The sequence below is a fragment of the Seohaeicola nanhaiensis genome (assembly GCF_042654245.1).
GTDB lineage: Bacteria > Pseudomonadota > Alphaproteobacteria > Rhodobacterales > Rhodobacteraceae > Seohaeicola_A > Seohaeicola_A nanhaiensis.
Genome location: NZ_JBHSGI010000005.1, coordinates 18,082 through 43,005, shown reverse-complemented (window position 1 = coordinate 43,005; position 24,924 = coordinate 18,082). Strand labels below are relative to the sequence as shown.

The window sequence follows — 24,924 nt, the reverse complement described above, 5'->3', positions numbered from 1 at the left end:
GGCGGCCCTTTCTGCATTCAGCGGCGGTTGATCAGGAAGATGCCGGTGGCGACCATGACCAGGGCGACCCAGATCAGCGGACCGATGTGTTCGCCCAGCACCAGCCACCCGAGGATCACCGAGAGAACGGGCGCGAGAAAGGCGAAGGAGGCGACCGAGGAGGCGCGGTAGATGGTGAGCAGCCAGAACCAGCTGAGGAAGCCGAGCGAGGCGATGCAGATCGACTGGAAGGCAAGCGAGAGCAGATAGACAGGTTCGAAATCACGGATCATCGGACCGGAGAGCGCCGCAAAGGCCAGCATGATCGGGGCCGAGATGACGACCTGGAACATGAGTTGGGTGACTGGCGCAGTTTGCGACAGCGGCGTTGCACGCACCATCAGCGCGACCGCGGCCCAGCCCAGGGTGCCGAGCAGTGCGAGAATGTCGCCGGCCAGCGAGGCCTGACCGTTCGACCGATCCCCCATCGCAATGACCACGCCAAGCACGGCGAGCGCCAGGCCGAGGATGCGAATGCCTGTGAGACGCTCTCCTGGCAGCAGGAAATGCGCGGCCAGCGCCAACCAGACCGGCATGGTGTAGAAGATGATCGAGGCGCGCGACACGGTGGTGAGGTCGAGCGCAAGGAAGAGGCAGAGGAATTCGAAGGCAAACAGAAAGCCGGACAGGATTCCCCAGCCGAGCGCCGCGCGCGGGACGGTGAAGCGGATACCGCGCGCATAGGCCCAGATCAGCAGCACGATGACCGCGCCAACCGAACGGAACCCCGCCTGTGCTGCCGGGGCGATTCCGGCGGTCGTGAGCTTGATCACCACCTGGTTGAAGGCGAGCAGGGCCGAGAAGCCGATCAGGGCAGTGGCGCCGAATCCGTCGATTGCACGTTTTTCAGTCATTGCGCCACAGGATGGACCGGGCGAGGTCCTGTCAAGATGGCACGCGTCCGAGGATCAGCCGGCCATCTGCCCCCAGTCTTCAGGATCAGAGCGCGGGGCCGGGACAGGTCGCCGGATCGCCCGAGGCTCCCTCTCGGTCTGAAGCTCGACGAAGCCAGGCCGACATATTGGCCGGCTAGAATTGGAAGCAGAGCAAAGAAAAAGGGGCCTTGCGGCCCCTTTCAGTGGGATCAGGCGGCGGCACGGGCCTCGCCCTTGCCGCGGTTCGGCCGGCGGCGGCGGCGTGCGCCGTTGGAGGCAGGTTTGCCCTGGCCGGGCTTGGAGCCACCACCACGGCGCGGGCCGCCGGCAGGTTTGCTGGGCGCTTCGCCTTCCCAGGCGCGTCCGGAGGCAACCGGGATGGAGATCCCCATGGTTTTCTCGATGGCGCGCAGTTCGCCCATCTCGTCCGGGGCGCAGAAGGCCACGGCGACGCCGTCCTTGCCGGCGCGCGCGGTGCGCCCGATCCGATGGACATAGGCGTCCGGCACGTTCGGCAGTTCGAAATTGTAGACGAATTTCACGTCTGGAATGTCGAGACCGCGTGCGGCGACGTCAGTGGCGACCAGAACCGTGATCTCGCCGGCCTTGAAGGCGGCAATCGCGCGGTCACGCTGGCCCTGGCTCTTGTTGCCGTGGATCGAGGTGGCGGCGAACCCGCGCTTTTCAAGCACGCGCATCAGCTTTTCCATGCCATGCTTGGTGCGGCCGAAGACCAGCGCCCGCTCGGTGCGGTGCTTGTCCAGCAGTTCGATCAGCAGCTCGGTCTTTTCGGCCTTGGCGATGAAGTGCAGTTCCTGGCGGACCTTGTCGGCGGCCTTGCCCGGTGGCGTCACCTCAACCCGGATCGGGCGTTCGAGATAGCTTTGGGCCAGTTCGTTCATCTGCTTGGGCATGGTGGCCGAGAACAGCATGGTCTGCCGTTCCTTCGGAAGTTCCGAGGCGATGCGGCGCAGCGCGTGGATGAATCCGAGGTCCAGCATCTGGTCGGCTTCGTCCAGCACCAGGAAGGTGCAGGGCGCGAGGCTGACCGCGCGGCGGTCGAGCAGGTCGATCAGGCGGCCGGGCGTGGCGACCAGCAGGTCGGTGCCGCGCTCAAGACGCTTGATCTGGGCGTTGATCGACTGGCCGCCGACGACGACGCCGACCTTCAGCTGAGTGCCTTCGGTCAGGCCCTTGAGATGTTCGGCGATCTGGCTGGCCAGTTCGCGGGTCGGAGCGAGCACGAGGCCACGCACGCCCTTGGGGCCGGGCCTGGTGTTCAGCTCGAGCATTTGTGCGGCCAGCGGGACGCCGAAAGCGGCGGTCTTGCCGGTGCCGGTCTGTGCAAGGCCCATCACATCGCGCCCGTTCAGCGCGTGGGGGATGGCCTGGCTCTGGATCGGGGTCGGTTCGGTAATGCCCATGCGGGCAAGGCTTGCCACCAGCTTCGGCGGCAGATTCATCATGTCGAAGTCGCTCAAATTCTATCCTTTTCGCGGTCCGCAGTTTGCGGACCCGTCATGTGCCGCGCTCTGGCGGCCGTGGGTATACACCGAACCTCGGACCCGGCGGCGTCATGCCTGCTCGGGCCGGTCCGGCGCTTTTGCCCCACGCGTGATCTTGGGAACACGTCCGACGTCGTCTTGCGGTCGGGCCCATCGGGCCGGGCGGGTTGAAACCGCTCTTGGTCTGTCCTGCTCACGCGGCAGAAGACAACGTCATGAGTGGCACATGGACCTTCGCCCGGCCAAAGTCAACTGTTGCGGAAAGAATGGCGGTGGCACCGGCGGATGTTCCGCGCTAAACCGGTGTCCCAGACAAGGAACACGGGGCCGGGGCGATGCCAGATCCGATCATAGCGCGGTGCGAGGCGAAGGGCCTGCGGATGACCGGCCAGCGCCGCATCATCGCGCAGGTGCTGGAAGACAGCAGCGACCATCCGGATGTGGAAGAGCTTTATTCGCGGGCGAGCGCGCTGGATTCGGGTATTTCTCTCGCTACCGTCTATCGCACGGTCAAGCTGTTCGAAGAGGCCGGCATCCTGGACCGGCTGGAGTTCGGCGACGGACGCGCGCGGTACGAGGATGCCGAACGCGACCACCACGACCACCTGATCGACATCCATTCGGGCGAGGTGATCGAGTTCGTCGATCCAGAGATCGAGGCGCTGCAGGAAAAGATCGCAGCCAAGCTGGGCTATGATCTGCGCGGGCACCGCCTGGAACTGTACGGCGTGCCGCGCAAGCCGCGCTGAGCACTCAGGTCGTCCGATACCGCTGCGACCAGCGCAGCGACAGCGGGATCAGCCCTGTCAGGATGACAAGCCGCATGATGTGGCAGGCGGCGACGAAGCCGGGGCTGACGCCCATCACCGCACCCAGCGCGACCATCGTCTCGAGCCCGCCGGGGGAAAAGGCGACCAGCACATGGGCCACAGGAAGTTCGAGCGCCATGGCGACCGGAACGCTGGCGGCAACAGTGATCGCGGTGCCGATGGCGGTGACCCCCAGTCCGGCGGCGGCCGAGGCGCGCAGGTCGAGCAGGGTCATGCCGGAGAAGCGGGTGCCGATTAGCGTGCCGAGGACGAGGAAAGCCGGGGTGAGCAGCAATGGCGGCACGCCGCCTTCGACCGTGCTGGTGACATGGGTCAGGCCGGCCACCAGCATGGGGCCGAGCAACAGGGGGGCGGTGATGCGCAGTTTCTGGAACAACAGCCCCAGGAGGCCGCCCGCCACCAGCAGAAGGGCGAGCATTCCCCAGCCCATCGGTGCGCCGCCGATGCCCGAGATGTCGCCCATCTGATAGCCCATCGCCATTGCGGCGAAAGGCACCACCAGCGTCAGAGACAGCAGGCGGATGCTTTGTACCACGGCGACGCGGCCGACATTGCCGCCGGCCTCGGCGGCGAGCATCATGACAAAGCTCAGGTGCCCCGGCGCCGAGGACAGCACGGCCGAGCGGGAATCAAAGCCGAAGGCGCGCATCAGCAGCACCCCGCAGGCCCAGATCGTCACGACGAGGGCAACGGCGAGGGTCAGGAAGGCGAAGGGCCAGTGGAGGATCGCAGCGCCCGCCGAGGGGTTGAACCCGCAGCCGATACCGAAGCCCAGAACCACGAAGCAGATATCCCGGACTGTCATGTCTATGCCCGTCCGGATACCGGCAAGCCCGGCGAGGCTTACGGCAATCGCCGGGCCGATCAGCACGGGCGCGGGGGCCGAAAGCCAGGTTGCGATCAGGTAACCAACGGCGCCGATGGCAACGGAAACGGCCGTGGTGGCCAGCGAGGCGAACTTGGCAGGCATGGGCATGGCGGCTGCGTAGCATTGGCATCAAGGGTCTGCAATCCGCGCCGTCTTGCCGCCGCTGCCAAAACAGGTCATGGGACGCGGCAGATGCAGGGAGCGACCCGGAATGGACAACATGCGCGGCGCTGTTCTGATGACGCTGGCAATGCTGGGTTTTTCCGGCGGAGACCTGTTCATCAAACTGATGACCGAAACTTTGCCGACCGGGCAGATCTTGACCGTAATGGGTGTGTTGGGCAGCGCCGTCTTTGCCCTGGTCCTGCGGTTGCGCGGCCGGGCGCTGCTGCATCGTGCGATGGCGTCGCCCGTGGTCCTGCTGCGCAATGGCGGAGAAATCGTTGCCACGGTCTGTTTCATCACCGCGCTGTCGCTCACGACATTCTCGCTGGCCTCGACAATCATCCAGACCACGCCGCTGGCGGTGACCCTTGGCGCGGCGCTGGTCCTGCGCGAGCCGGTCGGCTGGCGGCGGTGGTCTGCAATATGTGTGGGATTCGCCGGTGTCCTGATCGTGATGCGCCCGAGTGCGGAAGGCATCGACACGGGAGCCGTGTTCGCCTTGCTCGCGGTTCTGGGGCTCGCGGTTCGCGATCTGTCCACGCGGATGGTGCCGGCAGCGGTGGATTCGCTGCAGCTGACATTTCTGGGATTCATCGCGCAGATTCCCGCCGGTCTTTTGCTGTGGTGGGCGGAGGGACGGACCGGTGTTGCGATGGGGGCTCTGCACTGGGCGCAGATCCTCAGCACGGTGACGCTGATCGGGCTGGCCTATGTTGCCCTGGTCACGGCCATGCGGGTGGGCGAGGTGTCGTTCGTGACCCCGTTGCGCTATACCCGGATCGTCTTTGCGCTGGTGCTGGGTGTGCTGGTGTTCGGCGACCGATTGGACGGGCCGATGCTGCTGGGCTGCGCGATCATCGCCGCGGCGGGCATCTACACCGTGGTGCGCGAGCGCAAAATCCGCGCAGCCGCCTGACGGGGCCTTTTCCTGCGCGCGCGCTGCCGGTATGAGGCGCGCAACTCCATTTGCCGCAAAGCGAGATACTCATGAGCACGATCATCGACATCCACGCCCGCGAAATTCTGGACAGCCGGGGCAACCCGACCGTCGAGGTGGACGTGATCCTGGAAGACGGGACGCTGGGACGGGCCGCCGTGCCCTCGGGCGCCTCGACCGGCGCCTATGAGGCGGTGGAGCGGCGCGACGGCGACAAGTCGCGCTATCTCGGCAAGGGCGTTCTGGAGGCGGTTGCGGCCGTCAACGGCGAGATCGCCGATGCGCTGGTCGGGTTCGATGCGACCGAGCAGGAAGGCATCGACGCCGCGATGATCGAACTGGACGGAACCGACAACAAGAGCCGACTTGGCGCAAACGCCATCCTGGGCGTTTCGCTGGCGGCGGCGAAGGCTGCGGCGGATTTCACCACCCAGCCTCTGTTCCGCTATGTCGGCGGCACCTCGGCGCGGCTGCTGCCGGTGCCGATGATGAACATCATCAACGGCGGCGAACATGCCGACAACCCGATCGACATCCAGGAATTCATGATCATGCCGGTGGCCGCGGATTCGATCCGCGACGCCGTGCGCATGGGGTCCGAGGTGTTCCACACGCTGAAGAAAGAGCTTTCGGCCGCCGGACTGGCGACCGGTGTAGGCGACGAGGGCGGCTTTGCGCCCAACCTCAACTCGACCCGCGATGCGCTGGATTTCATCCTGAAGGCGATCGAGAAGGCCGGGTATCGTCCGGGCGAGGATATCTACCTCGCCCTGGACTGCGCGGCGACGGAATACTTCAAGGACGGCAAGTATGTCCTTTCGGGCGAAGGAAAAACCCTGACCTCGGCCGAGAATGCCGCCTATCTTGCCGCGCTGGTGAACGACTATCCGATCATCTCGATCGAGGATGGCATGAGCGAGGACGACTGGGACGGCTGGAAGGCCCTGACCGATGCGCTGGGGAACAAGGTGCAACTGGTCGGCGACGACCTCTTCGTGACCAACCCCAAGCGTCTGGCCGAGGGGATCGCCAAGGGCTGTGCCAATTCGATGCTGGTGAAGGTCAACCAGATCGGCACGCTGAGCGAGACGCTGCGGGCGGTCGATATGGCGCATCGCGCGCGCTATACCAACGTTATGAGCCACCGTTCGGGCGAGACCGAGGACGCGACAATTGCCGATCTCGCCGTCGCCACGAACTGCGGGCAGATCAAGACGGGATCTCTGGCCCGGTCAGACCGGCTGGCGAAATACAACCAGCTGATCCGTATCGAGGAGATGCTGGGCGAGTCGGCGGAATACGCCGGTCGTTCGATCCTGCGCTGAGGCACGCACAAAAAGAAAACCCGGCGGAGGGAACACGCCGGGTTTTCAATGTCATGTAAGACGATCTTATAAGACAATCTTACGGGCAGGGCGCCGTGTAGTAGGTGCCGTTGCCGTTCGAGTAGGCGCAGGTCGCGCCGTTCGCGTTGCGGGCCACCATGGTGCCAGCCGCCGCGCCTGCCAGGGCGCCGACAACTTTCCAATTATCGTTCGCGTCAAAGGCGTCTGCCAGCAGCAGGCCAGCTGCGGCGCCGCCGACGGCACCGGCCGCGGAATTCTGGGTCGAGGTCATCTGATCGCAGGCAGACAGGCCGAGCATGGCCAGGCCGATCATGGGGAACGTGACGAATTTCATATTTCTGTCCTTTCGCTTCGATGTCGGATCCGCTTGGGCGCCGCAGCGTCTCAGACCCGGTATGCGGAACGTTAACCCCTTGGTCAGGGGATGGTTCCATTGGAAATTTCGTCAGCGGCGGAGTTTCGCTGGATGCGTCAGAATTCCCGGCTGAGAAATGCGCGCCGGTCGTCGGGCTCGAAACCGTTGCGGGCATAAAGACGCCGTGCCTTTTCATTCTGAAAATCAACCCGGACGTGCAGCGTCGTCACCCCGGCGCCGGAAAGAACCTTGCCCAGCGTCTGGACCACTTCGGTGGCGATGCCCCGGCTGCGAACCGCTGGGCGAAGGTATATCTCGTCGATATACCCTTCCATCCCGCCGCGCTGCACCGACCAAGCGAAGGTCACAACGATATAGCCGATAGGCGCGCGCGCCGGGCCGATGAGATAGGCAGCGCCATGCGGAATTCCTTCGACCAGCGGACGCAAACCGGCGTCGCGGTCTTCGTCGGTCATATCGGCGCCTTCCTCGGTGTGGAAGGTGCGGGCCAGCGAGGTCAGCGCGCCGAGATCGTCCGGGCCTGCCAGATGCAGCGCGGCCTTCACAGCCGGCCCAACCGGCTGGTGAGCAGATCGAAAAACCCCTGCGCATCCAAATCGCCGAGGAAGGTGGCGTTGCGCGGGCGCGAGGTGACGCCCCACCAGTCGGCCACAGTCATGCCAAGCGTCAGGGGCGACTGCGTCTCGATCTCGACGTTGACAAAGCGGCCGGTGAACAGGTCGGGCTGCAACAGATAGGCGATCACGCAGGGATCATGCAGCGGTGCGCCCTCAGAGCCGTATTTCTCCTTGTCGAACCGTTCGAAGAAATCCGTCATCTGAGCCACCGCCACGCCAACCGGGGTGCCAAGCGCTCGGAAGGCGTCGTTGCGCGCCTTCGTGACCAGCGCCTTATGCGTAACGTCCAGCGGCACGATCGTCAGCTTGACGCCGGATTTCATCACGATATCCGCCGCTTCAGGGTCGACGTAGATGTTGAATTCGGCCGTGGGCGTGATGTTGCCGACCTCGAAGTAGGCGCCGCCCATCAGGACGATTTCCTGAATGAGGCCGGCGATATCGGGCGCCTTCTGCAGCGCGGTCGCAATATTGGTCAGCGGCCCGAGCGGGCAGAGCGTGACGGTGCCGGCGGGCTCGGTGCGCAGGGTATCGATGATGAAGTCGACCGCATGGCCTTCTGCCAAAGACATTGTGGGATCCGGCAGGCTGGGGCCGTCGAGCCCGGTCTTGCCGTGAACATGTTCGGCAGTGACCAGCTTGCGGCTCAGCGGGGCGTCGCAGCCGGCAAAAACCCGGGCGTCGGGCCGACCTGCAAGTTCGCAGACGATGCGGGCGTTTTTTGACGTGAGCGGCAGCGGCACATTGCCCGCCACGGCGGTTATTCCCAGAACCTCGATGTCCTCTGGCGAGGCGAAAGCCAGCAGGATGGCCACCGCGTCGTCCTGGCCCGGATCCGTGTCGATGATGATCTTGCGCATGCCGCCTCCATTTCGGCGGGACAGTCGCAACTGCGCCGGGACTTGTCCAGCATGGCGATGGGCGTCAAATTGCCGGTCATGACACGGCCTGTGCATATTCATGCCGGTGCGCATCGCACCGGGACAAGCTCGTTCCAGCTGTGTCTGGCCGAGAATGCGCCTGTTCTGGACCGGCATGGTATAGACGCGGTCTATCCGGGCCGCGATGGTGTGCCGGGCGGGCGGCTGCGGCTCAACCTGCCGCGACCCCGGCATGGGGCGAAACGGGTGCCAGAGTTCGCCGAAGAGGTGCGGGCGCATCTGGCGCGGCTGTCGCCGGGCCTTGACCGGGGTCTGGTGATTTCGGAAGAGAACATTCCCGGGCCGATGCGCCATTTCTACCAGGGTCGGTTCTATCCTGCCTCGGCGATGCGGCTGGCAGCGCTGGCACAGGCGGTGGGGCGACCGCGCCACGTGGTCTTGGTGCTGCGGCCCTACGATGCGCTTTATGTCTCGGCCTATCGCAAGCGGGCCGAGGATAACCTGGTGCCGCCCTTTGCCGATCTCGTGCCCAAGTTTATGGGCATGGACCGGGGCTGGCCGGAGCTGGTTGTCGAGTTCCGGGATATCCTGAGGCCCGAGCAACTGACGGTGATCGACTTCGCGCGGCGGGGCAGCAGCGTCGCATTGTTGCGACGGCTGGTGCCGGAAGTGGCTGGAGAGGATTTGAAGGAACCGGAGCAGGTGGTGAACCTGTCGGCCACTGATGCGGGGCTGGCGCATCTGCAGGCGCGATTCCGGGCCGGAGAGGTACTTGACCGCAAGGTCTGGCAGGTCGTAATTGCCGAGTTCAGGAGCGATACCACGGTCTCTGGTTTTGCGGAGTTTTCCGACGTGGATCAGGACCTGTTGCGGGCGCGCTATGCGCGGGATTTGGCTAGGATCGCGACACTTGAGGGCGTTGAGCTGATCTAGCCGCTTTGGAAGACCGATCGGAACGTTCGGAAAAGCCGTTGAGCAATCACTCGAGCCCTAATATCGCCACCATTTATCTCGATAAGCTGCAAGTTTATAAGCCAAGCCGAAGCGGTGAATGCAGATTTCGTGGAAGAAGAGTGATTCCGAAATGAACATAGAAGTAATCGCCGAGGATGTGGCGGGACCAGTCTGGGCTGATGCGGGCGATGTCATCCGGGTGCTTGAAGGCGCGACGGTGGACGGGACGGGCACACAAGGGATCGGGCCGCGCACGGGTTCGGACATCGGGTTTCGTGTTGCGGTTCATGGGACAGTGATTGGGGACTATTATGGAGTGGACCTCCAGAGCGATCCTGCCAGCGAAGCTCGAAACTCTCTTTTTATCTCGTCTACAGGTCGCGTGACCGGCATTGCGCCGGTCTATGCGGGGAATGTTAGCGGCAATATTGTCGTCAATTGGGGCCTCATTGATGGTAGGTTTGGTATCGTCGGCGATGGTCCTGCCACGATGATCGCCAACCATGGGGTCATTCGATCCGAAATGGCGGCAATAGAATTGACCGGAGATGCTTCGATTATCCGAAATCATGGCTTGGTCGAGGCAGGCATCTATCTGGGCGACAGCGTCGGATCTCGCATCTTCAATACAGGGACATTCGAATCACAACTCGGTGGGATCACCGTGTCAAACTGCACTGATTTCAGATTGAAAAATCAAGGTCAGCTCATCGACCATTCCGACGAGGGTTACGCCCTGGAACTGGTTATGCTTCAAGGGTTTCGTTTTGGAAATTCCGGAACGCTGTCGGGCAATACCGGGATTCAGATTCTCCATTCCGACGGGATTGTGCGCAATTACGGAACGATTTCCGGTTCGGACCTTGGGATACATGTCGGAGGTTTCGAAAATGACGTCGTCGTTCGGAACGAAGGCATTATCTCCGGCGGCGTTGCTGCAGTTTTCGCATATGACGTTACTTTGCGCCTAAACAATAGTGGCACGATAGAAGGCCATATCATCATTCATGAGGCGTCTTATGATAGCCGGATCCTGAACTCGGGTCATATCACAGGAGACGTGGAGTTCGGCTATGGCAACGACCGCTATTTCGCGCTCGGGTCGGCCGAGGTCGGCGGAAAGATCGTGGGCGGGTACGGGAATGATGTCATAACCGGTGGTATGGCCGGAGACCGCCTGTTCGGCGACATGGGCGACGATGAGCTGAACGGTCGGCTTGGCGCCGATGTCCTGACAGGCGGTTCCGGAGATGATGTCCTGAAAGGCGGAAATGGGTGGGATGTGCTGGATGGAGGCGACGATAACGACGTTATCGAAGGCGGCGCCGGGAACGACATGCTGACAGGGGGCGCGGGCCTGGACGTTTTCGTGTTCGGCGCGGAGTCCGGGAAAGACCGAGTGACGGATTTCGAGCAGGGAATCGATCTGCTCAGAATAGCGGGTCACACAGGCGGATTTGGAACGCTGGCCATCTCCGTTCAGAATGCCCATCTGACAGTTGCTCATGACGGGGGGACCATCGTCCTCGAAGGCTTGGCGGCCACGATACTCTCGGCGAGCGATTTCGAGTTTCTTTGATTTCTGCCGACAGTTCTTCAATCTCCGGTTGGGCGAAGGACACGCGCGGGATGAAAATGCGGCCAAGGCAACCCGGCTCGTAGCCTCACGACCTAGCCCGAACGTTCGGCCGCCTTCACCGCGTCCCAGAGGGCGTCCATCTCGGCCAGGTCGCTGTCCTCGGGCCGTTTGCCCATCGCGGCGAGGAGGATTTCGATGCCCCGGAAGCGGCGAACGAACTTTGCATTGGCGCGGCGCAGGGCGGCTTCGGGGTCGATTTTAAGGTGCCGGCCGAGGTTGGCCATCACGAAGAGCAGGTCGCCGAATTCTTCTTCGACCTTGTCGGGGTCGCCGCCGATTTCGGCGACAAGTTCAGCGGTTTCCTCGGCGATCTTGTCCAGGACATGGGTGGCGTCGGGCCAGTCAAAGCCGACGCGGGCGGCGCGTTTCTGCAGTTTGACCGCGCGCAGGAGCGCAGGAAGGCCGACGGCAACCCCGTCCAGCGCACCGCCCTGTGCCTTGGTCGCGCGTTCGGCGGCCTTGATGGTCTCCCAGTCGACCGTCTGCTGTTCGGCGGATTTGTCCCGGCTTTCGGTGCCAAAGACGTGGGGATGGCGCGCGACCATCTTGTCCGACATCTGGTTGGCCACGTCGTCGAAGTCGAACAGGCCCTTTTCGGCGGCCATCTGGGCGTGGAAGACGGACTGGAACAGCAGGTCGCCCAGTTCTCCCTTCAACTCGTCCCAGGCCTCGCGCTCGATGGCATCGGCGACCTCGTAGGCCTCTTCGATGGTATAGGGCGCGATCGTCGCGAAATCCTGTTCGATATCCCAGGGGCAGCCCGACTTGGGGTCACGCAGGCGACGCATGATTTCCAGCAGGCGTTCGATTCCGCCATTGGGGTCGTGGATCAAGGTGTCATCGGGCATTGCGGCAACGTGTTTTCCGGTGTCAGATAGGGCCTGCGCCCGGCGCAAAGGAGTTACACCAGATGCCCGTTGTCAACCGTATTGCCGAGTTTTCCGCCGAGATGGCGCGCTGGCGACAGCACCTGCACACCATTCCCGAACTCGGGCAGGAGTGCCACGAGACTGCGGCCTTTGTCGCCGCGCGGTTGCGAGAGTTCGGTGTCGACGAGATTCACGAGGGCTTCGCCAAGACCGGTATCGTTGCCATCGTGAACGGGCAGGGCGCGGGGCCGACGGTGGGACTGCGCGCTGATATGGACGCGCTGCCGATCCCCGAGGCGACCGGGGTGGCCTATGCGTCCCAACGCCCGGGGAAGATGCATGCCTGCGGCCATGACGGGCATACGACGATGCTGTTGGGCGCAGCGAAATATCTCGCCGAGACGCGCAAGTTCTCGGGTCGGGTGGCGCTGATCTTCCAGCCGGCCGAGGAGACCGGCGGCGGGGCCGAAGTGATGGTCGAGGAAGGCGTGCTGGACCGGTTCGGAGTCGGCCAGGTCTATGCGTTGCACAATGCGCCGGGGGTCGAGGCCGGCGCTTTCTATACCACGCCGGGGCCGATCATGGCGGCGGTGGATACGTTCCATATCCATATCACCGGCAAAGGCGGTCACGGCGCCATGCCGCACGAGACGCGCGACCCGGTCATGGCGGCGGTGGGGATAGCCCAGGCGTTACAAACCATTGTGAGCCGAAATCACTATGCGCTGGACGATCTGGTGCTGTCGGTGACGCAGATCCACGCCGGGACGGCGGACAACGTGATTCCGGACAAGGCCTATATCAACGGCACCGTGCGCACCTTCGATCCCAAGGTTCAGGCGATGGTGCAGGAGCGGATGGTGGCGATTGTCGAGGGGCAGGCCGCGAGTTTCGGCGTACAGGCCAAGCTGAATTACGTTGTCGGTTATCCGGCGACGGTGAACGATCCGGACAAGAGCGCCTTTGCCGCCGAGGTGGCGCGCGAGGTGGCCGGAGAAAGCCGCGTGGTGGCGGACGCCGGTCGCGAGATGGGGGCAGAGGATTTCGCCTATATGCTGAACGCGCGGCCGGGAGCCTATCTCTTCCTCGGTCAGGGTGACAGCGCGGGGCTGCATCACCCCGAATACAACTTCAACGACGAGGTCGCGCCTGTTGGCGCCTCGTTCTTTGCCCGGCTGGTGGAGCGGGCGCAACCGCTGGCAGCGAGGTGACGCATGGCGCTGGAAGACGCGATGACTCAGGTTGATCAGGCGTTTACGCGTGAAAGTTTACGCGGTGCTTCGTTCGAGAATGCCTTTGGCGGGGCGACGTCTTTCCTGCGGCGGCGCTATACCAAGGACCTGAGCGGCGTCGACATCGCCGTGACCGGCATCCCCTTTGACCAGGCGGTGACGAACCGGCCCGGAACCCGGCTTGGCCCCCGCGCGATCCGCGAGGCGAGCGCCCTGCAGGCCTTCGATCCGCCCTATGGCTGGAGTTTCGATGTGCTGGAGGAGCGGGCCATCGTCGATTACGGCGACATGGCCTTTGATTATGCCGATGTGCCGTCCTTTCCGGACCGCGTGACCGAGCATATCCGGGGCATTCTCGCGGCAGGCGCCGCGCCCGTGGTGCTGGGGGGCGATCACTACATCTCGTTCCCGGTGCTGAAGGCGATGGCGGAAAAGCACGGCCCCATATCCCTGATCCAGTTCGACGCACATTCCGACACCTGGCCCGACGACGATATGGACCGTGTCGATCATGGCACGATGTTCTACAAGGCGGTGAAATCCGGAATCGTGGACCCCGAACGCTCGGCGCAGATCGGGATCCGGACCACGAATGCGGATACCCTGGGTGTGACCTTCATCGACGCGCCCGAAGTGCACCGGATCGGACCCGACGAGGTCATAGCCCGGGTGCGCGAGGTGGTCGGCGATCAGCCAACCTATGTCACCTTCGACATCGACGCGCTGGACCCCGCCTTTGCCCCCGGCACCGGCACGCCGGTCTGGGGCGGGCTGGCGAGCTGGCAGGCGGCGGCGATCCTGCGAGGGCTGGCGGGGATCAACATCGTCGGCGGCGATGTGGTCGAGGTCTCGCCGCCCTTCGACACCACAGGGGCGACAGCCATTGCCGGGGCGCATGTGGCTGTGGAGCTCCTGTGCCTGCTGGGCGCGAGGATGCGCAGATGACCGGATTGAACCAACCGATCAGCGGCAACGACCTCGCGCGGTTTTCCGGGCCGAATACCTTCATGCGGCTGCCCTCGGCCGACCGGCTGGACGAAATCGACGTCGCGGTTCTGGGCGTGCCTATGGACATCGGCACTTCGTGGCGCTCGGGCACGCGGTTCGGCCCCAAGCAGATCCGGTCGGAAAGCGCGATGATCCGTCCCTATAACATGGCGACCGGCGCGGCGCCCTTCGACAGCCTGCAGGTGGCCGATATCGGCGATCTGGCAATTAACACCTTTTCGCTTTCGGATAGTATCCGCATCATTTCAGACAGTTACGACGCGATCCTCGCCTCAGGCGCGCTGCCTATGGCTATGGGGGGCGATCATTCGATCACCCTGCCGATCCTGCGGGCGATGGCGGGCAAATACGGACCCGTCGCGTTGGTTCATGTCGATGCCCATGCCGACGTCAACGACGAGATGTTCGGCGAGCGCGAGACCCATGGCACCGTGTTCCGCAGGGCATGGGAGGAAGAACTGATCGAGCCCTCGAAGGTGTATCAGGTTGGGCTGCGCGGATCCGGCTATGCGGCCACCGATTTCACCGAGGCGCAGGGCTGGGGATTCCAGATGTTCCCGGCGCATGAGCTTTGGGGCAAAGCGCTGGACACGCTAGGGCGCGAGATCCGGCACGATATTGGCGACCGGCCGGTCTATGTAACCTATGACATCGACAGTCTCGACCCGGCCTATGCGCCCGGAACTGGCACGCCCGAGATCGGCGGGCTGACGACGCCGCAGGCGCTGCAGCTGATCCGGGCGCTGAAAGGGGCGAATATCGTGGGGTGCGACCTTGTCGAGGTCTCGCCGCCCTATGACCCTTCTGGCAATACCGCGCTGACGGCAGCGAATATTCTGTACGAACTGCTTTGCATCCTGCCCGGCGTTCAGGCGCGCTGAGCGATGCGGTGGCTTGGCCTTTTCGTCGGGTTGGTTGCGGCGGCGGCGCTCTATATCCGGCTGGCACCCAGCGATCCTGCGCGATGGCATGTCGCGCTGGAGTTCAATGAGGACAAGGACTTCAAGAACGGTGTTCAGAGGGTAGTGGACATCGGCCCCGATGGGCTGGCCCGGCTGGATGTGCTGATCGGCCGCGCGCCATTGGCGGGCAGCGTCGACGAGGGCCACGCGACCTATGTCGTGCGCACACCGGTCTGGGGCTTTCCGGACTACGTTACCGCGCAACAGGTGGGCGACCGGCTGAAGATCTACAGCCGGGCGCGGTTCGGGCGGTCAGATCTTGGGGTAAACCGCGACCGTGTTGAGGGCTGGCTTTCCGCCCTCAAGACCGGATGACAGGCAGCCTTTCTGAACCTCGCGCCACATCGGAACGTTCAGGCTCATCTGGCATTGCGCCATGAACATGCGCCCGTCGACCTGCAGACAAATGGTTTCGCCCAGTTCCACGCGTCCGCCCGTGCGGTCGGTGCAGTAGCAATCCTGAACCTTGCCCTTGGGGCCAACGACATCGGCGGCGACGGGGCCGGCGATCAGAAGCAGCAGGGCGAGGAGGCGGATCATGCGCAAGGATACCACGGGCAGGGCCTTGACCAAAGTCTTTTGATATACGAGACCGCGCCGATGGTACCCGAGGCCCGCCTTGTTCAGATCCTTCAGCGCTTCCAGTATCTGGAGGCGGCGATGGCGGCCGGCGGCGCGGATATCGCCAAGCTTGCCAAAGAGTATTCGGAACTTAAGCCGGTGGTCGACCAGATCGAGGCCTGGCAACGGCTGACCGACGAGCTCGCCGAGGCCAAGGCGATGCTGAGTGATCCGGACATGAAGGCGCTTGCGGAAGAGGAGCTGCCGGTACTGAAGGCGCGGCTGCCCGAGGCCGAACATGCGCTGCAACTGGCGCTGCTGCCGAAGGACGAGGCCGACGCGCGACCGGCGATCCTGGAGATCCGGCCCGGAACGGGCGGCGACGAGGCGGCGCTGTTCGCGGGCGACCTGCTGCGCATGTATCAACGCTATGCTGAGGCGTGGGGCTGGTCGTTCGAGATCATCGAATTCCAGCAGAGCGAGCTGGGTGGAGTCCGGGAACTGGTCGCGCGGATCGGCGGGCAGAACGTCTTTGCCCGGATGAAGTTCGAGAGCGGCGTGCACCGGGTGCAGCGGGTCCCGACCACCGAGAGCGGCGGCCGCATTCACACCTCCGCGGCAACGGTCGCGGTTCTGCCCGAGGCCGAGGAGGTCGATATCGTGGTGGCGCCGGGCGACATCCGCATCGACACGATGCGGTCGTCCGGGGCGGGGGGGCAGCACGTCAACACCACCGATTCGGCGGTGCGGATCACCCACCTGCCGACCGGGATCGTGGTCACCAGTTCCGAGAAGTCGCAGCATCGCAACCGCGAGATCGCGATGCAGGTCCTGCGCAGCCGGCTGTTCGATCTGGAGCGGAGCCGGGTGGACAGCGAACGCTCGGCCAACCGGGCGGCGCAGGTGGGCACCGGGGACCGGTCGGAGAGAATCCGCACCTACAACTTTCCGCAGGGCCGCATGACTGACCATCGGATCGGCCTGACGCTCTACAAGCTGGATCAGGTGATGCAGGGCGACCTGGACGAGATCATCGACGCGCTGACGGCGGACGATCAGGCGCGACGCATGGCGGAGATGGAAGGATGATCGCAGCCCAGGCGCTGGCGGCGGCAGCCGCGCGGCTGCGCGCGGCTGGGGTGGACGATCCGGCGCGCGATGCGCGGCTGTTGCTGGCCCATGCGGCCAGCATCGACCCGTCGCGCGTAACGCTGATCGCGCCCGAGATCGTGGCGCCGGACGTGGCCGACCGGTTCGAGCGGCTGGTGTCGCTTCGGGCGGTTCGAGTGCCGGTGTCGCATCTGATCGGCGAGCGGCGGTTTTATGGACGCAAATTCAAGGTGTCGCGCGATGTTCTTGATCCGCGCCCCGAGACCGAGACGCTGGTCGAGGCGGCGCTCGAGGGCGGTTTTTCGCGCGTGCTGGATCTTGGCGCCGGGTCGGGCTGCATCCTGATCACGCTTCTGGCGGAACGTCCCGAGGCGACCGGACTGGGCGTCGATCTGTCCGCGGCGGCCTGCCGTCAGGCGGCGGACAACGCCTCCGCCCTGGGGGTGGGCACGCGGGCGGTGTTCAAGCAGTCGGACTGGTTCATCGCTGTCGAGGGCCGGTTCGACCTGATCGCCGGCAACCCGCCCTATATCGCGCTGGCCGAAATGGACGGTCTGTCGGACGAGGTTCGCCGGCACGAGCCGGCGCTGGCGCTGACCGATGGCGGAGATGGGCTTGGGGCCTATCGCGCGATTGTGCCGGGCTTGCCGCAATACCTCGCGCCCGGAGGGCGCGCGTTGTTCGAGATCGGGCCGACGCAGGGTGCGGCGGTCGCGGAGCTGATGCGCAAATCAGGGCTGGAGCGGGTCACCATTCTGCCCGATCTGGACGGGCGCGACCGCGTTGTGAGCGGTTTCGCCCCGGCGAACTGATGCCGGAAACCGGCAAAACGCGCGAAAAAAGCGAAAAACTCTGACTGACCTCTTGTGCGCCGGCCAAGAACGTGTTTTCTCAGAGGGGCTGCATGGTCGGACGCTTGACGGCTCCCGTGCAGCGCCATGCCCAAAAAGTCGATGATCCGGCGCATTGTTGAACCCCGCGAGGCTTCAAACCGATCATTCGCAACGAGCACAAGGCTGACAGCAAGTATATGAGATCTTCCAAATCCCGTTCGCGTTCGAAATCGAACCGTAATCGTCCGCCTTCGGGCGGAAATGTCATCAACCGGGTGTTCGACAGTTCGGGCCCGGAGGGCAAGGTGCGTGGCACCCCGCAGCAGATCATCGACAAATACAACCAGCTTGCGCGCGACGCGCAGCTGTCGAATGACCGCGTGGCGTCCGAGAATTTTTTCCAGCATGCCGAGCATTACACCCGCCTTCTGAATCAGGCACAGCGCGAGATCGATCAGCGCCGGGACGAGCAGGAGCGGCAGAACCGCGACCGGCAGTCCGACCGTGATCGCGACCGCTCGGACCGGGATCAACCGCAGCACCAACCGCAGGCACAGCCCGAACCGCAGGCCGAGCGTGAGCCGGAACCGCAGCCGGAGGCTCAGCCGCAACCACAACCGCAGCGCCAACGCCAGCCGAAACGGGAGCCCGAGCCCGAGACCCATCTCGGTCTGCCGAGCAACTATCTGCCGGATTCGAGCGCAATGGCGGTGGCCGATACCGGCACTTCGGAAGAAGACAGCGGACTTGTGGAAACGCCGGAAAGCGCGCCGAAAAAACCCGCACGGCGTCCGAGCACCCGCAAGCCGGCGGCCGCAGCAAACGAGGCCCCAGCAGCCGCACCCGGCGCGTCGGAAGCCGCTGAGTAACCCCGCCTAGACGCTCGACGCGCGCCGCTCGGCTTCGAGCAGGCGCGCGAGGGCGCAAAAGTCTTCCAGGCCGATCTGTTCGGCCCGTTCGGTCGGCGCGATACCGGCCTGAACCAGCAGACCTTCGATGTCCATGGACAGTGGCTTCAACGCGGCGCGCAGCATCTTGCGGCGCTGGTTGAAGGCGGTGGCGACCACATGCGACAGGATCGCCGGGTCCGCGGGAAACCGCGGCTGAGCCCGCGCCGTCAAGTGAACGACCGCGCTGGCCACCTTGGGCGGCGGGGTGAAGGCCTCGGGCGGCAGCGTCATCACGATGCGCGCGTCGCACCGCAATTGGGCGAGGATGGCGAGCCGTCCATAGGCCTTTGATCCGGGTTGGGCGACGATCCGGTCGGCCACTTCGCGCTGGAACATGAGGGTCAGCGACTCCCACACCGGGGGCCAGGCAGCGGGCGTCAGCCAGCGCACCAGCAGTTCGGTGCCTATGTTGTAGGGCAGGTTGGCGGCGATGCGGATTGGCGGGGTCAGATGCGCCAGCGGATCAAGCTGCAAGGCGTCGCCGTGGACAATCTCGAGCCGGCCCGGATAGGCTGCGGCGATCTGTTCCAGCGCGGGCAGACAGCGCGCGTCCTTTTCCACCGCCAGCACCTTGCGCGCGCCCTCGGCCAGCAAACCCCGCGTCAGCCCACCGGGGCCGGGGCCGATCTCCAGAACGTCGCATTGGCTCAGGTCACCGGCCTGACGGGCGATCTTGGCCGTCAGGTTGAGGTCGAGCAGGAAGTTCTGCCCGAGGGCCTTTTTCGCGGACAGGCCGTGCTCGGCAATCACCGCGCGCAGCGGGGGCAGGGTGTCGATGGTGCTCATGCTCGGCGTTCCTTCCTAGCGATAGGCGTCGGGCGCCTTGCGCAGCCTGTGCCATTGGGCGGGGCAATGACCCCAGACGATCACCGCGTCACGTTCCTGAGCCAGACGAGTCAGGCGGGCGCCGTGGTGGATGGCCTGCGCTTCGTCCCACGAGCCGGCGAAGGCTTCGTCGATCTCGGCGGGCCGGGATATGGCATCGGAGGTGTAGAGCAGCGGCCCGGTTTCCGGCAGGTCGATCAACAGGGAGAGCTGACCGGGGGAATGGCCGGGACAGAACAGAACCTGAAAGCCCGGGCCAATGGCGACGTCTTCGGTCACCTCGACACAACTGCGGTCCGGCCAGTCCATATGTTGCGCGCCGGGCCAGCTCAGCGGCCGGGGCAAGGCGCGCTCGGCGGCGGCGATCAGCATGGGCGCCTGCGGGCTGATATCGAGATGTCCGGCATGGTCGATATGCGTATGGGTCTGGATCACCAGTGAGATGCGATCCGGCGTAGTACCCGCCAGCGCCAGCTGCGCCGCCGGTGTGTTGGCGGGCGTGCAGGACAGAACGGTGCCAAAGCTGTCAAGACAATCCGCGCGCTCCGATTCGGACGGCGACTCGGTATAGCGAAGCGGAAATCCGGTATCGACCAGCACCTGTTCACCGGCGTCGGTGGTGATCAGCGCCCCCATGATCCCCACATCGCGCGGTCCGGCGTGCACGCGGAAGAAGCCGTAATCGAGGATGTGCAGCGAAACGGGGCGTCCCGTCAGCAGTCCTTCGGTAGTTGGCATCGGCACTCTCCCTTCCATGCTCCTGCATAGCCCCGGTCGACGCGGGCCACCAGCGGCCTTGCGCCCGGACGGTATTGCCCGCAGGCTCGCAGCGGATGAACAGGGGAGGTTTCATGTCGTCGGTATTGTTCCTGGAGGAAGAGCACGAGATGCTGCGCGATCAGGTGCGCCGTTTCGTCGAGGAAGAGATCAAGCCGCAGGCGGATGCCTGGGAAGAGGATGGCCATGTCCCGCGCGCCGTGTTGCGCCGGATGGGCGAGTTGGGCTTCTTCGGCATCCGCTATCCCGAGCAATATGGTGGCGCCGGCATGGACACGCGTGCGACGGTGGTGCTGGCCGAGAAACTGGGCCGATCGACTTATGGCGGCGTCGCGATCACCGCGCTGGTGCACACCGACATGGCCTCGGTGCATCTGTTCAACGCCGGCTCGGCGGCGCAGCGCGATGCGCATATGCCGGGCGTGATTTCTGGCGAAACCATCTGCGCCGTGGCGATCACTGAACCGGGGGCGGGATCGGACGTGAAAGGTATCCGCACCACGGCCCGTCGGCGCGGCGACACCTTCGTGCTGAACGGGTCCAAGATGTTCATCACCAATGGCGTGCTGGCCGATCTTTACTGTGTCGCGGCCAAGACCGGGCCCGAGGACATGCCGGGCAAGAACGTCACGATGTTCCTGGTCGAAAAGGGAACCCAAGGGCTGAAGGTCGCGACGCAGCTGGACAAGCATGGTTGGCGGTCGTCCGACACGGCGGAACTGGTCTTCGAGGACTGCGAGGTGCCTGCGGCCAACATTCTGGGCGAAGAGGGTCGCGGGTTCTATGCGATCATGCGCAACTTCCAAAACGAGCGGCTGGTGATCGGCGCCATGGCGATGGGAGAGGCGCAGGCGGCGCTGGATCTGACGCTGGAACATGTGAAGACCCGCCAGGCCTTTGGCGCGCCACTCTGGCAGAAACAGGCGATCCGGCAGCGCATGGCAATGCTTTCGGCGCGTGTCGCGGCGGCGCGGCAGTTCATCTATGCGGTGGCGAAGCGGGACGCCGACGGCGAGGACGTGGTGCGCGAGGTTTCGATGATCAAGGCGCTGTGCGGCGAGCTGGTGAACGAAGTGGTCTACGACTGCCAGCAATTCCACGGCGGCTCGGGCCTGATGCGCGGCATGGCCATCGAACGCATGGCGCGGGACGTCCGCGTGCAGGCGGTGGGCGGCGGCGCAACCGAAGTGATGCTGGAGGAAGTGGCCAAGCGGCTTTAGTCGGGCCGTCCCATCAGGCGGTCAATGGGCGCGAAATCGTCGCTCAGTACCAGGCCCGAGGCTTGCGCGACCGCGTTTACCCAGCGATCGGACATGGCGCCGAATGTCTCGGTATCAGGCGCGGCGACGGTGATTGTCGGGGCGGCGGTCGGGTGATCCCCGGCCACCAGCACAAAGACCAGCCGCGCGCCGGGCTCGGGCCGGGCGGCGCGGGTCCAGACCTCTACCACGGGAAATACCTCGCGCAGAGTCGCGATCAGCGCGCCGAGCGCGTGCAGGCGGTCTTCGTAATCGATGACGTTCATCAGATAGCTGCCGCCGGGAGTGAGGCGGTCTTTTACCAGAGAGAAGAACTCGCGCGTGACCAGATGCGAGGGCACCGCCACATCGGTGAAGGCGTCGCCGATCACGATGTCAAAGTGTGCCTCCGGCCGGGTAAGCAGCGCGCGCCGGGCGTCCTCGTGCAATACCGTGGCGGTCCCCGGATCGAACCAGAAGTCGCGCGCGGCGATCTCGGTCACCTCGGGGTCGATTTCGGCCACGGTGACCGGACCGGTGCCCCGCATGGCAAAGGCGCGCGGCACCGAATAGGATCCGCCACCGATGAAAAAGCTGGAAAAGGGCTGCGGTGCGCGCAGCCGCGCCAGTGCGTCCAGCATCGCCGCATGTTCGGTGAACATCGCCGTCGGCTGGCTTTGCGCGCTGATGCCGTGGCCCAGGTGGTCGATCACCATCAGCCGCACCGGATTGGCGGGATCGGCGGAGATATCGACGGTGCGGATGCAGAAGTAGCGGCTTTCGCGTGTGCAGGGCGACTGAGTCAGAAGCGCAACCGCAGTCAGCGCGAGCGTCGCGCCACCGGCCCAGAAAAGCCCGCGCGCCCGGGCGAGCCACAGGCAGATTACCGCGGCGCCGCCATAGGTGAGCGTCACCGCCGCCAGCGTCCATGCGGTGCCAAGCCAGGAGATGAACAGGAAGCCGGCAAGCAGGGTTCCGGCGATGGCGCCCAGTGCGCCGGCCGCGAAAATCGCACCCAGGGCCCGGCCGGCGCGCGCCGGATCGTCCGCGGCGAGCCTGGCCAACACGGGTGCGGGGACGCCGGCAAAGAAGGAGGGCAGGAAGAAGACCAGCGACGCCAGTGCGGCGATTCCCCAGACCGGATGGCCGACACCTGCCAGAACGGGGCCGGCGATGGCGGCCAGTAGCGCGGCAGAGACTGAGGTCGTGGCCGCCCCGCCCAGCAGGGCCGCACCGGTGGCCGACAGGGCGCGATGGGCTGGACGGTCCGCCAGCAGGCCGCCCCACCAGTGCCCGGCGCTGAAGCCTGCCAGAACCACCGCGATCACGCTGGTCCATGTGTAAAGCGACATGCCGACATGGGGCGCGAGCATCCGGCCGGCCACGATCTCGACTACCAGCGACGCCGCCGACACGGTCGTTTGCAGGACCAGCAGCAGCCAGAGCGGGACGGGACGTGACATCATGCGCCTCTCCTTCGGGGCCCGCGCATTTGGCACGGCTTTCCCGACCCGGCCAAGCGGAATCGGCCTGCGCATTTCCGATTGCGGCGGTGCCGCCTTTATCCTATACGCGCCGTCACCGGCACCCGTAGCTCAGCTGGATAGAGCGCTGCCCTCCGAAGGCAGAGGTCACAGGTTCGAATCCTGTCGGGTGCGCCATTAACCATTTGATTTTACTCCATAGTTTGATGTGTGGATCCGGGCTTTTCGTCTTGGCCCGGCCTTTGGTCCGGATATGGTCCGGTTATTTCCTGTTCAGCGCCCTCACTGCTGATTCCTGGTGCTTCGGTGAGTGGTGGCCGTAGACCCTTTCGATCGTCTCGGCCGAGGTGGAGAAAAGCCCCGCGGCATCCCATATCTCCGCGCCGCGCTGGAGCGCCCATGTGATCGATGTGTGCTTCAGCACATGCGGGGTAATCGGCTTTCTGGCGCCACCGGTGATCTGAGTCAGGTCCAGCTCAATTTCCTTCTTCGCGGCCAGCTCGGCCGCCAGCTCGACAGCTCGGACCCACCCTTTCCGGATGTCGCCAACGCGGTTGCCCGCATCATCCTGCACCACAAAGCGTCGCCCGCGCCGCGCCTGGCGCTGAACGTGGGCGAGATACTTCGCCGGCAGACGCGCGGGGCGCTGGCGCTTCTTTGTCTCGCGCTTGTCGGCCGGGCGGCGGTAGAGAACGCCCTGGCGAGTGTCGATGTAGCCCCCCGTGACGCTCGGCTGATCGATCTGCAGCCCGAGGATCGTGGCCTTGCGGCTGCCGGTGTAGACGCCGCACAGAATGAAGTCGGCCAGGTGACGACCATCCTTGCGCAGCTGCCGGGCGGCGCGGAGCAGCCATGCCACTTCCTGCCGGGTCAGCCAGCGGTCCACCGGCGGCGATTCCTGCGGGCGCCAGACCTCTGGCGCTGCCGTCAGGTAGCTTTCCCTGGCGCAATGCCGTAGTGCCGCCTGCAGCACGCCCAGCTCGCGCCGGACGGTCGAGGCCGACACACCTCGCCATGTGACGTATTCGCGGCATCGGGAGGCCTTCACTTCGGACACGGCATCGTTGCCCCAGAAGCCGGCCAGTGCATCGATCGCGTAGCCGACCCGGTCCGGAGCGGCAAATCCAACCGCTTTCTCGTCGGCGTAGAGCGCGAGGACCTGACCGACAGTCAGTTCTTCTGGCGGAACGGGACCACTCTTGAGCCTTTTGCTGGCGAGGTAGACCTCGAGTGCGGCTTCTGCTTCAGCTTCCTGGCCGCGCCCGAAGCCAGTTGAAATCCGGAGATCGCCGGCGTCGCGGATTTCCCAGACGCCGCGGCCGGCGCGCCAGTGGAGACGGGGGCCTTTGTTTCGACGCGGCATAGGTCGAGCAGCTCCTTGATGTCGTCGGGGTGCAGGCGCACGGCCCGCCCGATCCGGATGGTCTTGCCGTGTCGGTCCGCGGCGTTGCGCAGCGATTCTACGGGCACGCCGAGCATTTCGGCAGCGGCCTCGATCCGCAAGAGTTCTTTGACCTCAGCCATTTCCGGCTCTTTCCTCCTGCTTTGCGCGAAGAATTCTGGCCAGCTGGCGGCGATCGATCTCCACCGCGCCGGCAGCGACGGCCAGGCGGCGCTTGCTCATGGCAATGTCGAAGTGTTCATGAGCGGTGCCGGCCTTCTGGATCCAGCGGCTGGCCACGCCGATCCTGTCGGCCATCTCCAGCAGCTCAGCCGTGGTGTCGGCCACCATGTGGCACATCTTCATTCGGCCGAACGGGGCCTGCATGTCGTCGACGTAGACGGTCATTCCTGCACTCGCTTTCCTGCTCTGGCGAGAACAGCTCGGACCCAGCCGCCGCAATAGCCTGGTCGCTCGTGGCAAAGGAACTGGCGGCGGTCTCTAACGGACACTTCGAAGTCACGCCGGGTGTGCAGGCATTGGCTGGCCTCGGTGCCTTTCGTCGCGGCGCATCCGCCGCAGACCGGGGGCAGGGTGGCCGGGTTCATTCTGGAAAGCCGGCGCAGCTGCTGTCGGCTAAGCTGCGGTTGCTGCTGGTGTGG

Annotated in this window: 26 protein-coding genes and 1 tRNA gene; 14 read left to right on the top strand and 13 right to left on the bottom strand. The window is 64.9% G+C overall.

All coding sequences use genetic code 11. From position 1 onward, the window contains the following. Positions 1–17: 17 nt before the first annotated feature. Together ACFO5X_RS07540 and ACFO5X_RS07535 are read right to left on the bottom strand one after the other, a co-directional pair. Entirely contained in the window at positions 18–893 is an 876-nt protein-coding gene (locus ACFO5X_RS07540) for a DMT family transporter (protein WP_380716678.1), read from the bottom strand. 230 nt (positions 894–1,123) lie between these two features. Further along, positions 1,124–2,395 carry a DEAD/DEAH box helicase gene (locus ACFO5X_RS07535; RefSeq protein ID WP_380716677.1) on the bottom strand — a complete coding sequence of 424 codons (1,272 nt, stop codon included), beginning with the start codon at positions 2,393–2,395 and terminating at the stop codon, positions 1,124–1,126. A gap of 359 nt (positions 2,396–2,754) precedes the next feature. Between ACFO5X_RS07535 and ACFO5X_RS07530 the strand changes: the two genes are divergently transcribed. Continuing rightward, positions 2,755–3,168 (top strand): Fur family transcriptional regulator, encoded by a 414-nt coding sequence (locus ACFO5X_RS07530; protein WP_380716676.1) that lies wholly within the window; start codon positions 2,755–2,757, stop codon positions 3,166–3,168. A 4-nt stretch (positions 3,169–3,172) separates the two neighbouring features. On the opposite strand, the gene ACFO5X_RS07525 is transcribed toward ACFO5X_RS07530, so the two are convergent. After that, positions 3,173–4,225 (bottom strand): AbrB family transcriptional regulator, encoded by a 1,053-nt coding sequence (locus ACFO5X_RS07525; RefSeq protein ID WP_380716675.1) that lies wholly within the window; start codon positions 4,223–4,225, stop codon positions 3,173–3,175. Between the two features lie 103 nt (positions 4,226–4,328). On the opposite strand from ACFO5X_RS07525, the gene ACFO5X_RS07520 reads away from it, so the two are divergent. Both ACFO5X_RS07520 and eno read left to right on the top strand, forming a co-directional pair. After that, on the top strand, positions 4,329–5,198 hold the full coding sequence (locus ACFO5X_RS07520) for a DMT family transporter (protein ID WP_380716674.1): 870 nt from the start codon (positions 4,329–4,331) through the stop codon (positions 5,196–5,198). A 71-nt stretch (positions 5,199–5,269) separates the two neighbouring features. Continuing rightward, entirely contained in the window at positions 5,270–6,544 is a 1,275-nt protein-coding gene (eno, locus tag ACFO5X_RS07515; protein WP_380716673.1) for a phosphopyruvate hydratase, read from the top strand. A 79-nt stretch (positions 6,545–6,623) separates the two neighbouring features. Here the strand turns inward: eno and ACFO5X_RS07510 are convergent, their stop codons facing one another. From ACFO5X_RS07510 to ACFO5X_RS07500, 3 genes are all read right to left on the bottom strand, one after another. Further along, a complete protein-coding gene (locus ACFO5X_RS07510) occupies positions 6,624–6,899 on the bottom strand; it encodes a glycine zipper 2TM domain-containing protein (protein ID WP_380716672.1) in 276 nt (91 codons plus the stop codon). 137 nt (positions 6,900–7,036) lie between these two features. Then, positions 7,037–7,486: a GNAT family N-acetyltransferase gene (locus tag ACFO5X_RS07505; protein WP_380716671.1), complete on the bottom strand. Its 450-nt coding sequence runs from the start codon at positions 7,484–7,486 to the stop codon at positions 7,037–7,039. After that, positions 7,483–8,418, bottom strand: coding sequence for a nucleoside hydrolase (locus ACFO5X_RS07500; protein WP_380716670.1), 936 nt, complete (start codon positions 8,416–8,418; stop codon positions 7,483–7,485). The genes ACFO5X_RS07505 and ACFO5X_RS07500 overlap by 4 nt, the downstream gene beginning before the upstream one ends. 51 nt (positions 8,419–8,469) lie before the next feature. Here ACFO5X_RS07500 and ACFO5X_RS07495 point away from each other — a divergent pair, with 51 nt between their 5' ends. Together ACFO5X_RS07495 and ACFO5X_RS07490 are read left to right on the top strand one after the other, a co-directional pair. Continuing rightward, complete coding sequence (locus ACFO5X_RS07495) at positions 8,470–9,372, top strand: hypothetical protein (RefSeq protein WP_380716669.1); 903 nt, start codon at positions 8,470–8,472, stop codon at positions 9,370–9,372. Positions 9,373–9,490: 118 nt separating this feature from the next. After that, positions 9,491–10,972, top strand: coding sequence for a calcium-binding protein (locus ACFO5X_RS07490; protein ID WP_380716668.1), 1,482 nt, complete (start codon positions 9,491–9,493; stop codon positions 10,970–10,972). Between the two features lie 92 nt (positions 10,973–11,064). Here the strand turns inward: ACFO5X_RS07490 and mazG are convergent, their stop codons facing one another. Next, entirely contained in the window at positions 11,065–11,880 is an 816-nt protein-coding gene (mazG, locus tag ACFO5X_RS07485; RefSeq protein ID WP_380716667.1) for a nucleoside triphosphate pyrophosphohydrolase, read from the bottom strand. 62 nt (positions 11,881–11,942) lie between these two features. Here mazG and ACFO5X_RS07480 point away from each other — a divergent pair, with 62 nt between their 5' ends. Genes ACFO5X_RS07480 through ACFO5X_RS07465 form a run of 4 tightly spaced genes read left to right on the top strand, consistent with a single transcriptional unit; the run spans position 11,943 to position 15,418 of the window. After that, positions 11,943–13,112 (top strand): M20 aminoacylase family protein, encoded by a 1,170-nt coding sequence (locus ACFO5X_RS07480; RefSeq protein ID WP_380716666.1) that lies wholly within the window; start codon positions 11,943–11,945, stop codon positions 13,110–13,112. A 3-nt stretch (positions 13,113–13,115) separates the two neighbouring features. Beyond that, positions 13,116–14,078, top strand: a complete 963-nt coding sequence (gene speB / locus ACFO5X_RS07475) for an agmatinase (protein ID WP_380716665.1) — start codon at positions 13,116–13,118, stop codon at positions 14,076–14,078. Next, positions 14,075–15,022, top strand: a complete 948-nt coding sequence (gene speB / locus ACFO5X_RS07470) for an agmatinase (RefSeq protein ID WP_380716664.1) — start codon at positions 14,075–14,077, stop codon at positions 15,020–15,022. The genes speB (ACFO5X_RS07475) and speB (ACFO5X_RS07470) overlap by 4 nt, the downstream gene beginning before the upstream one ends. 3 nt (positions 15,023–15,025) lie before the next feature. Further along, positions 15,026–15,418, top strand: coding sequence for a DUF1499 domain-containing protein (locus ACFO5X_RS07465; RefSeq protein WP_380716662.1), 393 nt, complete (start codon positions 15,026–15,028; stop codon positions 15,416–15,418). On the opposite strand, the gene ACFO5X_RS07460 is transcribed toward ACFO5X_RS07465, so the two are convergent. Further along, a complete protein-coding gene (locus ACFO5X_RS07460) occupies positions 15,356–15,643 on the bottom strand; it encodes a hypothetical protein (RefSeq protein ID WP_380716661.1) in 288 nt (95 codons plus the stop codon). The two genes, ACFO5X_RS07465 and ACFO5X_RS07460, sit on opposite strands and share 63 nt — an antisense overlap. 60 nt (positions 15,644–15,703) lie before the next feature. Here ACFO5X_RS07460 and prfA point away from each other — a divergent pair, with 60 nt between their 5' ends. The 3 genes from prfA to ACFO5X_RS07445 all read left to right on the top strand — a co-directional run bounded on the left by prfA (position 15,704) and on the right by ACFO5X_RS07445 (position 18,476). Further along, on the top strand, positions 15,704–16,753 hold the full coding sequence (prfA, locus tag ACFO5X_RS07455) for a peptide chain release factor 1 (RefSeq protein WP_380716660.1): 1,050 nt from the start codon (positions 15,704–15,706) through the stop codon (positions 16,751–16,753). Then, positions 16,750–17,586 carry a peptide chain release factor N(5)-glutamine methyltransferase gene (gene prmC / locus ACFO5X_RS07450; protein ID WP_380716659.1) on the top strand — a complete coding sequence of 279 codons (837 nt, stop codon included), beginning with the start codon at positions 16,750–16,752 and terminating at the stop codon, positions 17,584–17,586. The genes prfA and prmC overlap by 4 nt, the downstream gene beginning before the upstream one ends. Positions 17,587–17,804: 218 nt before the next feature. Next, positions 17,805–18,476, top strand: coding sequence for a DUF4167 domain-containing protein (locus ACFO5X_RS07445; protein WP_380716658.1), 672 nt, complete (start codon positions 17,805–17,807; stop codon positions 18,474–18,476). 6 nt (positions 18,477–18,482) lie between these two features. Here ACFO5X_RS07445 and rsmA read toward each other — a convergent pair whose 3' ends face one another. Together rsmA and ACFO5X_RS07435 are read right to left on the bottom strand one after the other, a co-directional pair. Next, entirely contained in the window at positions 18,483–19,343 is an 861-nt protein-coding gene (gene rsmA, locus ACFO5X_RS07440; protein ID WP_380716657.1) for a 16S rRNA (adenine(1518)-N(6)/adenine(1519)-N(6))-dimethyltransferase RsmA, read from the bottom strand. A gap of 15 nt (positions 19,344–19,358) precedes the next feature. Further along, on the bottom strand, positions 19,359–20,120 hold the full coding sequence (locus ACFO5X_RS07435; RefSeq protein ID WP_380716656.1) for an MBL fold metallo-hydrolase: 762 nt from the start codon (positions 20,118–20,120) through the stop codon (positions 19,359–19,361). Positions 20,121–20,233: 113 nt separating this feature from the next. Here ACFO5X_RS07435 and ACFO5X_RS07430 point away from each other — a divergent pair, with 113 nt between their 5' ends. Next, positions 20,234–21,379 carry an acyl-CoA dehydrogenase family protein gene (locus ACFO5X_RS07430; RefSeq protein ID WP_380716655.1) on the top strand — a complete coding sequence of 382 codons (1,146 nt, stop codon included), beginning with the start codon at positions 20,234–20,236 and terminating at the stop codon, positions 21,377–21,379. Here ACFO5X_RS07430 and ACFO5X_RS07425 read toward each other — a convergent pair. Then, the gene (locus tag ACFO5X_RS07425) at positions 21,376–22,863 is read right to left on the bottom strand and encodes a fused MFS/spermidine synthase (protein WP_380716654.1); all 1,488 of its coding nucleotides are present in this window, start codon (positions 22,861–22,863) and stop codon (positions 21,376–21,378) included. The genes ACFO5X_RS07430 and ACFO5X_RS07425 overlap by 4 nt on opposite strands. A gap of 118 nt (positions 22,864–22,981) precedes the next feature. Here ACFO5X_RS07425 and ACFO5X_RS07420 point away from each other — a divergent pair. Next, positions 22,982–23,058 (top strand) — tRNA-Arg (locus ACFO5X_RS07420). 85 nt (positions 23,059–23,143) lie between these two features. Here ACFO5X_RS07420 and ACFO5X_RS07415 read toward each other — a convergent pair. Beyond that, positions 23,144–24,244 (bottom strand): tyrosine-type recombinase/integrase, encoded by a 1,101-nt coding sequence (locus ACFO5X_RS07415; RefSeq protein ID WP_380716653.1) that lies wholly within the window; start codon positions 24,242–24,244, stop codon positions 23,144–23,146. Positions 24,245–24,397: 153 nt separating this feature from the next. Then, on the bottom strand, positions 24,398–24,670 hold the full coding sequence (locus tag ACFO5X_RS07410; protein WP_380716652.1) for a DUF4031 domain-containing protein: 273 nt from the start codon (positions 24,668–24,670) through the stop codon (positions 24,398–24,400). Positions 24,671–24,924 lie beyond the last annotated feature (254 nt).